The organism is Ornithinibacillus gellani, assembly GCF_003730295.1.
GTDB lineage: Bacteria > Bacillota > Bacilli > Bacillales > Amphibacillaceae > Ornithinibacillus_A > Ornithinibacillus_A gellani.
In genome coordinates, this window is record NZ_QTSZ01000029.1 from 434,572 (window position 1) to 443,338 (window position 8,767).

An 8,767-nucleotide genomic window follows, 5' to 3' on the forward strand; every position below is an offset into this window, starting at 1 on the left:
TCTTTTTGTGAAGTGTCGGTAGAAACTGATTTTATGCATGATGACAAAGCAAATATTTTCAAATCATAACTAAACGTGCAAGCACCAAAGCACTTGCACGTTCCTATATTTTTTATTCTATTCCACTTCAACCTTCCACTACATCCCGCTCCAGTGCCTGCTGCAATAATAGGCTGGGCTCGCCTACACTGTACAACTGCAGGTGGTGCATGGCTCTTGTACAGACGGTGTAAAAAATTCTGCGCAGGCCCTCGTGGTCGTACACATTAGCGGATGCGTCATATACAATCACTGCGTCGAATTCAATGCCTTTGGATAAATAAGATGGGACGACTACTACGCCCTGCTCGTATTCCAACGTTCCGGTCTTCAGCAGCTTGATTCCTTCGATGGCGGATAAAGCTTCAAATGCGCTGGCACTTTCCGCTGCAGATTTACAGATGATAGCAATGGATTGGTAGTTTTCGTTTCGTAATGCTGCCACCTGCTCCACAATACACTGATGCAGTTCATCATGATTTTCCAATTGCTTCATTGCCGGGCGTTTCCCGTCACGATCAAATGGGATGATGTGATCACCATTTGGTACAAGGCGCCGCGTAAATTCAATGATTGGTTTGGTGGAACGATAGCTTCGGGCCAGATTAATTAAACCAGTACGTTCCGGTCCATAAAGGCCCATCAACATATGAAAATCAACTTGATCGGCAGCATGGGCAAATATCGCTTGATTAAAATCGCCAAGCACCGTCATTCTTGCTGCTGGAAATAATCTTCTCATATACTCGAATTGGAAAGGCGAATAGTCCTGCGCCTCATCGACAACGATATGCTTGATGTTCCGATTCGTTTGAAAGCCTTGGATTAATTCATTCAACAACAAGTAAGGAGTTGCATCCTCATATGGTAATTTCCCGACATCAATTGCCGTTATAGTTGCCTCACAAATGTCTGACCACGCCGCTGGTATTTCCCTATCCAACCACTGCTCTATTGGATGGCTAGACGCAAATAATTGTTTATATATTGCTTTCATATCGATAAATTCATATGCACGAACCCTCTTTCGCAATGGCTTGAATTTTTGCTGAACAATCAGTCGCGCTAAATCTTTGCGATCTGGTTCATATTCAGCAAGCTCCTCCCGTTCGTAGCCCTTCTTTTTCGCCAAATAACGTTGCGCTTTGTAATACGCGTCATCACTGAGCAGTTCAATTTCATCCTGTACCCAGTCTGCTTTTCGCTCCGCTATTTGCGCTTCTTTTATTTGCTTCAGTAAGTAATCTCTTAATTTTTCCAGTCGATTATGGAATCGAAGGGATGTGTCTTGGCTATAAAACACCCCTGAGATTTGTTCTGCTGACAGGATTGTTTGCCCTCTGAATTGAAGCGATTTGAACTGCATGCCTTCCGCTTCCAATGATTGTCTATACGCTTCCATCGCATGGAAAAATGATGTGGATGCCTTAAAACGTATTCCCTCTACACGCGCAGGATAGTCAGGATCCTTTGCGGATGTCAATACATATTCCAATTGCTCATAAGGATTTTCGACTTCAAATATTTTACCAAGTCGGTGATTTAAATATTCTTGAAAAGTGACTTGCTGCATATTTTCCTCGCCAAGCTCAGGCAAAACATTTGATACATAGCTTTTGAACATCGCATTTGGAGAGAATAAAATAATTTGATTCGCATTTAAGCTATCACGATATTTATATAATAAATAGGCAATCCGCTGTAAAGCTGCAGATGTTTTTCCACTGCCAGCCGCCCCTTGAACGATTAGCAATCTGCCGTGGTCATGACGAATGATTTGATTTTGATCCTGTTGAATTGTCGCAGCGATATGATGCATATGCTTGTCGGTACCTTTCCCCAGCACTTGCTGTAAAATCTCATCACCAATCGTCAAACTTGTATCAAACATCGATTCAAGCGCCCCATCTTTAATGAGATATTGCCATTTCTTTTCCAAGGTTCCCTCGATTGTCCCACCTGGCGTTTCATACTGAGCAGCACCAGGCTGATAATCATAATACACACTGGAAATGGGCGCCCGCCAATCATAAATAATAAATTGATCCCCACTGTCATTCGTCAATGTGCCAATGCCGATATAAATTTCTTCCGCATCCGCATCTCCTTTTTCTTTAAAATCGATCCGTCCAAAATACGGTGATTTTTCCATTCGGCGTAGCGTAGCTAATTTTTTGGATGCTTGTCTATGGGTGCTTTGCGTGACGGATAACGCCTGGGCCTCCTGTCTTAGACCAATGATTGTCTCCAAATAATCATCGAACGAATCGAGGTTAACCTTTACCTCATCCCAAAAATGCTTACGGATATTCACAACTTCATCACGGCGCTCTGACGTTTCCTCCTCCGACTTGTGAATTTGCTCCTGAATGATCTTTAACACGTCATCCAATCTTTGTTGCTCCATCTGGTATTCTGACCCCATTGCAAGCCCTCCTTCAAAAAGTTAAGAAATAAGGGTTGACATCCAAATGAATTATGTTGTATACTTATTATAGGGTTAATATGCACACATAATCACAGGAAGTCAATCTATATAAATTTACCATAAATGTCGGATCTTTTCAATAGGTTGGGCATTTTTTGTTATTGGAAAAGATTGCTTATTTTGCACCACAATACAATGAATTACCTTTTGTCACAATCAGAGCCTTACAAGCTCAGAGTCACCCCCTTCTAGGGATACCTGCTTCTCTAGATATAGCATTTTTTCTTTTAGAGGAAAATGCCAGTTTCGAATCTACACCATCCATACGTACATCAATCAGAACCGGAAAAATCTATCAAACTATGACTGACTTTGCTAAAAAAATGATTTATAGCATCAATTAATATAAATATAATGAAAAATTAATAATGATGTTAAAACATATTATGTTATGGTAAATATTAGATATAACTTCCAGGAGTGATTGAATGACATTATATAAAAATATCAGACATTGGATTATTTTTTTCAGTATCCTATTTTTATTAGCAGGATGTGCTCAAGCGAAACAAAATAAAGAAGATGAGGAAGCATTACGCCAGATTAAAGCGGATATGACCAAAATCTATAATGAAGACTTTGATGATCTACATGCTTCTATTGAAGAAGAAACATTAAATGACGTTGGCAAACGACTTGAGGAACTTAATAACAAGGAAAATGTATCCGATGACAATCAAACCTTATTGAATGAACTAACTACGCAATATGATATGGCGAGTCAAATGTATCATTTGGAACAAGAAATAAACCATTTAATGGAACAGGATGGTCAACTAAAAACAGATTTACTCGCCAAATACGAGAAATCTATCGATCCGTTTGAGTCATACACTACATATTACAACAGGCAAACTGAAAACCTGCAAACCATCCATGATGCAGTTGAAAAGCGAATTGCTCAAGAAAAACATATAGAAAAAACAGAGAAATTCATTGCCTCTTTATATGAAAATGACCAATTGATAGATTCCCTTACAAAAAAAGATTATGAAAAACTAGAAAAACTCATCAAAAAAATGGAAGATGAAGAAATGGTTAAAACATTTCAAGCTGAACTGAACAAAGTAGATAAAAAACTCACCGCAATTGCTAAAGAAAAAGCAGAAGAAGAGAAACGAATCGCTGTCGAAGAAGAACGTAAGGAAAAGGAACGTAAAGAAAAAGAACGCCTTGCAGCTAAAGAAAAGGAAAAAACAGATACAAAACAAAATGAGTCCGAAAACGAAACTAAAAAGGAACATAATAAGAAGGAAAAAGCACCAGCGAAAGACAAAGAACAGCCTACTTCCGGTGATGGATTACCTTCCAAACCAACCTATGTCGATGGGGTTGTTATTGCAAGTAAAAAATACCCGCTGCCAGCAAATTATGCACCAGGTGAAAGCGGAGAAGCTAGAAGCGCTTTTAATGCAATGGCAAAAGCAGCAAAAACAGACGGTATTGAGTTAACAGCGTTTAGCACGTATCGATCATTTGATTACCAAAAAAATTTATATAACGATTATGTTGCCCGTGATGGCCAAGAAGCAGCAGACCGCTACAGTGCAAGGCCCGGTTATTCAGAACACCAAACTGGTTTAGCATTTGATATTGGTGATCGCAACAATCAAGGAGCATTCTTCCAAGAAAATAGAGCAACCAATTGGTTAGCAAAAGAAGCATATAAATACGGTTTTATTCTGCGCTATCCTAATGGCAAAGAAGGAATTACCGGTTACATGTACGAACCTTGGCACTACCGTTATGTAGGAAAAAATCTAGCCGAAAAAATCTATCATCAACAATCGACATTAGAGGAATACTTTGGCCTATAAAGATTTCTGACAACATCCATGACACATAAAGTGAAACTTCATACAGTGGGTGCCCTTCCTTCCTCCACTGTATGTTAGTTAAACTGAATCATAAATTTATGGGCCATTTATCTCCCATCTTCCTATTTTACTTTTCAAAAATACTAACTTTCCTCCTGTCATTTTTAAAATAAAAAAAGACACGATAATATGATCTCATATCTTTTATTCAGCAAACGCGCACGATTGCGGAGGAACACTTCCAATTGAATTGTACAATAAACTGGAACCTATATTATTAAATATTATTAATCCAATAAAAACAAACACCCTCTTTTTTATCTCTTAATTCCCCACCATTGGATTCTATTACCTTTCTAGAAGCCTCATTACTTTCATAACACGTCAATAATATTTGTTTAATCTGTTTATTTATAGATTCTTGGATTAATTTATTCAATAAAATCTTTGCATATCCTTTTCCTCTATCCATTGGGCGAATTGCGTATCCAATATGCCCACCGTGTTGTAACAAATGCTGGTTTAAATAGTGTCTGAGCTTACCATAACCGACGGGTTTTCCCCCTACATATAACCAATAAATCGTTTGAGGAACAAATTGTGGTTTTAAATTTATTCCCTCTGACATTTCATAGTTTCTAAGCAACTTTTCTTGAAATAAATAAAAATCATCCGAATACAGACTGTTAGTAAAGCCATTTTCTCCTTTTCCGATTTCTTGGACCATTTCAAAAACATCTGTACCATCACTTGTAGTTAACTTTCGAAATTCAATCATCTTACTCCCTCTCTTTAGCTTACCAAATGTATATTTTCGATAACTGCTGATTAAATTTTAATAATGAAGTACCAAACTAATTCCGAAAAATTACTATGTACCTTATCGAAATAAGATACTTGATAAACCATACATGCTTCAGCAATTCATCACCGAATATTTTATACTTCCTCAGTAAAATTCTCTTTGATTTGCTTCGCTAACATCATAAGAACAAAAAATAACAAACTAGCGAATGAACCGACAACACCATATTTTAAAATTTCAAGTCCCACTGTCAAAAAACTGATTGCAATGGTAGCAACACCTACTAAAAATCCTCCCGCTAAATAAAGAAATAGTTTCATCAGTCCTTTTTCTATGTATTTATCAATGTACAAAGATATTGGGACTCCACCCAATAAATATGCTGGTACAGAAAACAATAAATAGATTTGTATAAAAGCACCGAATGAATCATACCAAGCATTAGCTTCCCTTTCGGCAATAGGAGTGTACGAGATATAAGCAAGGGTTAAACTAAATATCATTGCCGATAGTAGTGCTACAATTATTCTCCTCTTTAACACACATTCCCCTCCTGCCTTAGCCGCTTTCAATACATTGTAATTTACGACACAAACCTACTTCGCGAACTCCGCTTTCAATACTAAAGCAATATCAAACTCTTCCAATTCATCCATATGTGCTTCCATATTGTCGTAAAAATCATTATTAAATGAGCTAACCCCAGATTCACTGCTTGAATAACCAATACTCGCCAGAACGATTTCTTTCCCTTCTTCAAATGTTTTACTTTCTGAGAAGTTGCCCCAAACGCTCGACATATTTTTTACATCGACCATTTCTTTATCAGCCTTCATATTGGAAACGGAGCCACGCTTCCCACCTACTCCAATGTAAAAATTTTTTTCATTACTTTCGTCAGAAGTCTTTGAGGCAGAGAAAACGATAGAACCAGTTTCTTCAACCATTGCCGTAAGTTCATTTCTACTCTGCTCTACCAATTGACCAAACTCATATTTTTCCATCTTTACAGTAACCTCTTCGTATTCACTGTCTACGTTAAAGTCAAAAACAAATGCTTGATCTGTAATCGTAGACAAGATGACATCTTCTCTATCTGATAAATCTGCAACCGTAATCGTGTTGGATTGTGATCCTTTATCTGTACACGCAGCCAAAATAAATAATAATAATATCAATATGATGAAATAAATTCTTTTTATTTTGATTCTCCTCCTACGATTATTCTAATTATCTGATTTAGGATGCTTTCCCTTCCACAATAACGCTTATCAACGAAAGAAAGCAGCATAGCATACAATGCCTAATAGGATTATCAGAATTAAAATCCCCGTACCCTTCCAACCTAAACCACCTACCAAGTCGGATAGGTTATTCCCGTGAATACTGCTGGAAGGATGCTTTAATTCCTGATGCCTTAGTCTTTCTCTTCTTTCTTCAGGAGTTTCGTTATCGTTATTCATATTCTACCTCCTAAAAGTTTTATACGGATAAAATGAAACTTCAATCTGTGAGGGTGGGGTTTTCGCCCTTCCCCACTTACAATTCTTATTATCAACAAAAATTCTTGAAGTGATGGGGATCTTACAGCCATTTAATCTGTGATAAATGACTTAGATTGACCGTTATCGTATTACTGTTTCTTCCATATACCACACAGGTTTATTATTGTTTTACCCCTTAAATTGCTCTAATAATAGTGTTAAATCCTCTGGATATGCATGTTTAATTGTTTTTATTTCCGATAAAGACTTTCCACTCTACTTCAGCTATATTTCCATCTAGATCATTTATTTCAATACTTCCGCCTATTTTTTCCACTTTAAAATAATACGTCATAACATTTATACCTTTAATAATTGTTTCTTTACGTTTTAATGGTTCAATGACTTTCACATCGTAACCAGTTTCTTCTTTTACTTCCCTAATACAACACTCCTGTGGGCTTTCACCTTCTTTAATCCCACCAGATGGCACTGCCCACCCTTCCGAATCAAAACCCTTTATCATTAAAATTTCTTTATGATCATTCATACAAATCCCCGCAGCACCAAACCAATATTCCAAGGCAATACCTCCAATTTGAGATAACTATTATTTGGATGACTGTACACTACCAAAAATATTTACCTTTCAATTACTTTTTCCAATGAGTTTTCCTTTTTACCAATACCACGTTTCCCGTCAATGTAGTTGTCATTTAAAAAAATAAAATATTCCCCATTTGGGATACCTTCTGCTTCCTCTATCGCTTTTACAATAGCATGATGGATTTCCTCACTTGGATTTTGACCTTGTTCCTCCATGTAAAATTCTATCCCAAAGTTTAAACCATAAGATTCAAATTCATGCTTACTAAGAAAGTCATTCAATTCCTTTTTCGAAATAGAGGGGTGCTCCATAAACGTATTAAATAACCCTTTAAACAAATCTCCAAAACTGCTAATGAAATAGTAAGGAGTTGTATATCCATTCCCTTTTACACGTTCGATTACTTTGGAAGGGGTACCAACAATTGGATGCTCATCAGTCAAGTTTTCCAAAATGCGATCAAGCTGTTCAAATTCTTTTTCATAAGCCATGACATATAATCCACAGCTAATTCCATCTTCAACCTGGCCTTCCTCTGACCATACATTGGAAGTATGAACGATGTTTTTTTGAACATCTATGGGTACAATAGCATTTGTATAAAAATGGGGTTCGCCAATAGATTCAACAAATACCGATGCAGCATCTGATGCACTAGCGATATGATGCACCTTTACATCTGTGTGATATTCATTGTCAAAAAAAGTCTCCACTGCCTTCACAATGGCTTCTCGATTTTCCTCAATAATACCATCTATTTTTTTATTCGCATTTCGCAAGGTGAAACCCTCGCCGGTATACTCCTGAATGGAAACATAATTTTCCCGCTCGTATGCATTCATTTTGTTATTTGTTCCTTCATGATCATTATTAGGTTTTCCATCCCGCTCCAAACCGGAACATCCAAATAGTAAAATAGACGAGCATATCACCAATACAAGTGGTGTGATTCCCTTTACAAAAACCTTCAAAAATAACCCCGCTCCTTTTTGCAGAATATTCTCTACTACATTTAAAAAAAGTTCTTAAACTATTTTTTGAATACTCATTCATATCTCACTTCATATTATCACATTAAAGTAATGTTAACCCAACGCAGGATGAAAATTGAAATTCAGGACTGTGCACGGATCGCCTCACCAAGATCTTTGGGTGATTAAGCTAAACGGTGATGCCTCAAGATGAGTTATACACACTTGAACTTGTTATTCTTTCTTTTCACAAAAAACAGCACCGACATTTCTGTCAGTGCATGAGAGTTAATTTGCTTGTTATAATATATGAAATTGCATCATTCATATTGCCTTTACCATGTGTAACTATCAATGGATAATTTAGTTAACAAGTCATAATACTTCGTAAGTGAACATGTCCTCTAACACCAAAATCGTACGCCTTAATGTATTTCGCAAGTGAAAAGTGAACCACTTCGCAATTAAATTTTGAACCACCCTAAAATAAATAATTATTCATCAGTTGATTCGTTTTTTAACCATTCCTGCGTCTCACGCATTCTAAAAGATGGAC

General features: G+C 36.9%; 9 protein-coding genes. 2 read left to right on the top strand and 7 right to left on the bottom strand.

All coding sequences use genetic code 11. From position 1 onward, the window contains the following. Nucleotides 1-127: 127 nt before the first annotated feature. Entirely contained in the window at nucleotides 128-2,464 is a 2,337-nt protein-coding gene (helD, locus tag DX933_RS10055) for an RNA polymerase recycling motor HelD (RefSeq protein WP_123316295.1), read from the bottom strand. Between the two features lie 158 nt (nucleotides 2,465-2,622). Between helD and DX933_RS10060 the strand changes: the two genes are divergently transcribed. Next, on the top strand, nucleotides 2,623-2,871 hold the full coding sequence (locus tag DX933_RS10060; RefSeq protein WP_123316296.1) for a hypothetical protein: 249 nt from the start codon (nucleotides 2,623-2,625) through the stop codon (nucleotides 2,869-2,871). An 84-nt stretch (nucleotides 2,872-2,955) separates the two neighbouring features. Then, a complete protein-coding gene (locus DX933_RS18630; RefSeq protein WP_223805939.1) occupies nucleotides 2,956-4,344 on the top strand; it encodes a M15 family metallopeptidase in 1,389 nt (462 codons plus the stop codon). A 277-nt stretch (nucleotides 4,345-4,621) separates the two neighbouring features. On the opposite strand, the gene DX933_RS10070 is transcribed toward DX933_RS18630, so the two are convergent. From DX933_RS10070 to DX933_RS10095, 6 genes are all read right to left on the bottom strand, one after another. Next, entirely contained in the window at nucleotides 4,622-5,122 is a 501-nt protein-coding gene (locus DX933_RS10070) for a GNAT family N-acetyltransferase (protein ID WP_123316297.1), read from the bottom strand. A gap of 161 nt (nucleotides 5,123-5,283) precedes the next feature. Continuing rightward, nucleotides 5,284-5,691, bottom strand: coding sequence for a hypothetical protein (locus tag DX933_RS10075; RefSeq protein ID WP_123316298.1), 408 nt, complete (start codon nucleotides 5,689-5,691; stop codon nucleotides 5,284-5,286). Nucleotides 5,692-5,745: 54 nt separating this feature from the next. Beyond that, nucleotides 5,746-6,327 (bottom strand): hypothetical protein, encoded by a 582-nt coding sequence (locus tag DX933_RS10080; protein ID WP_123316299.1) that lies wholly within the window; start codon nucleotides 6,325-6,327, stop codon nucleotides 5,746-5,748. Nucleotides 6,328-6,420: 93 nt separating this feature from the next. Further along, nucleotides 6,421-6,612, bottom strand: coding sequence for a DUF6366 family protein (locus DX933_RS10085; RefSeq protein WP_123316300.1), 192 nt, complete (start codon nucleotides 6,610-6,612; stop codon nucleotides 6,421-6,423). 262 nt (nucleotides 6,613-6,874) lie between these two features. Continuing rightward, complete coding sequence (locus DX933_RS10090) at nucleotides 6,875-7,216, bottom strand: NUDIX hydrolase (RefSeq protein ID WP_123316301.1); 342 nt, start codon at nucleotides 7,214-7,216, stop codon at nucleotides 6,875-6,877. A 59-nt stretch (nucleotides 7,217-7,275) separates the two neighbouring features. Then, the gene (locus DX933_RS10095; protein ID WP_123316302.1) at nucleotides 7,276-8,211 is read right to left on the bottom strand and encodes a DUF1672 family protein; all 936 of its coding nucleotides are present in this window, start codon (nucleotides 8,209-8,211) and stop codon (nucleotides 7,276-7,278) included. Nucleotides 8,212-8,767: the final 556 nt, after the last annotated feature.

Excerpts from the sequence above, each read along its gene's own strand:
- helD (WP_123316295.1), bottom strand. The coding sequence starts at position 2,464 with ATGGGGTCAGAATACCAGATGGAGCAACAAAGATTGGATGACGTGTTA.
- DX933_RS18630 (WP_223805939.1), top strand. The coding sequence starts at position 2,956 with ATGACATTATATAAAAATATCAGACATTGGATTATTTTTTTCAGTATC.
- DX933_RS10070 (WP_123316297.1), bottom strand. The coding sequence starts at position 5,122 with ATGATTGAATTTCGAAAGTTAACTACAAGTGATGGTACAGATGTTTTT.
- DX933_RS10085 (WP_123316300.1), bottom strand. The coding sequence starts at position 6,612 with ATGAATAACGATAACGAAACTCCTGAAGAAAGAAGAGAAAGACTAAGG.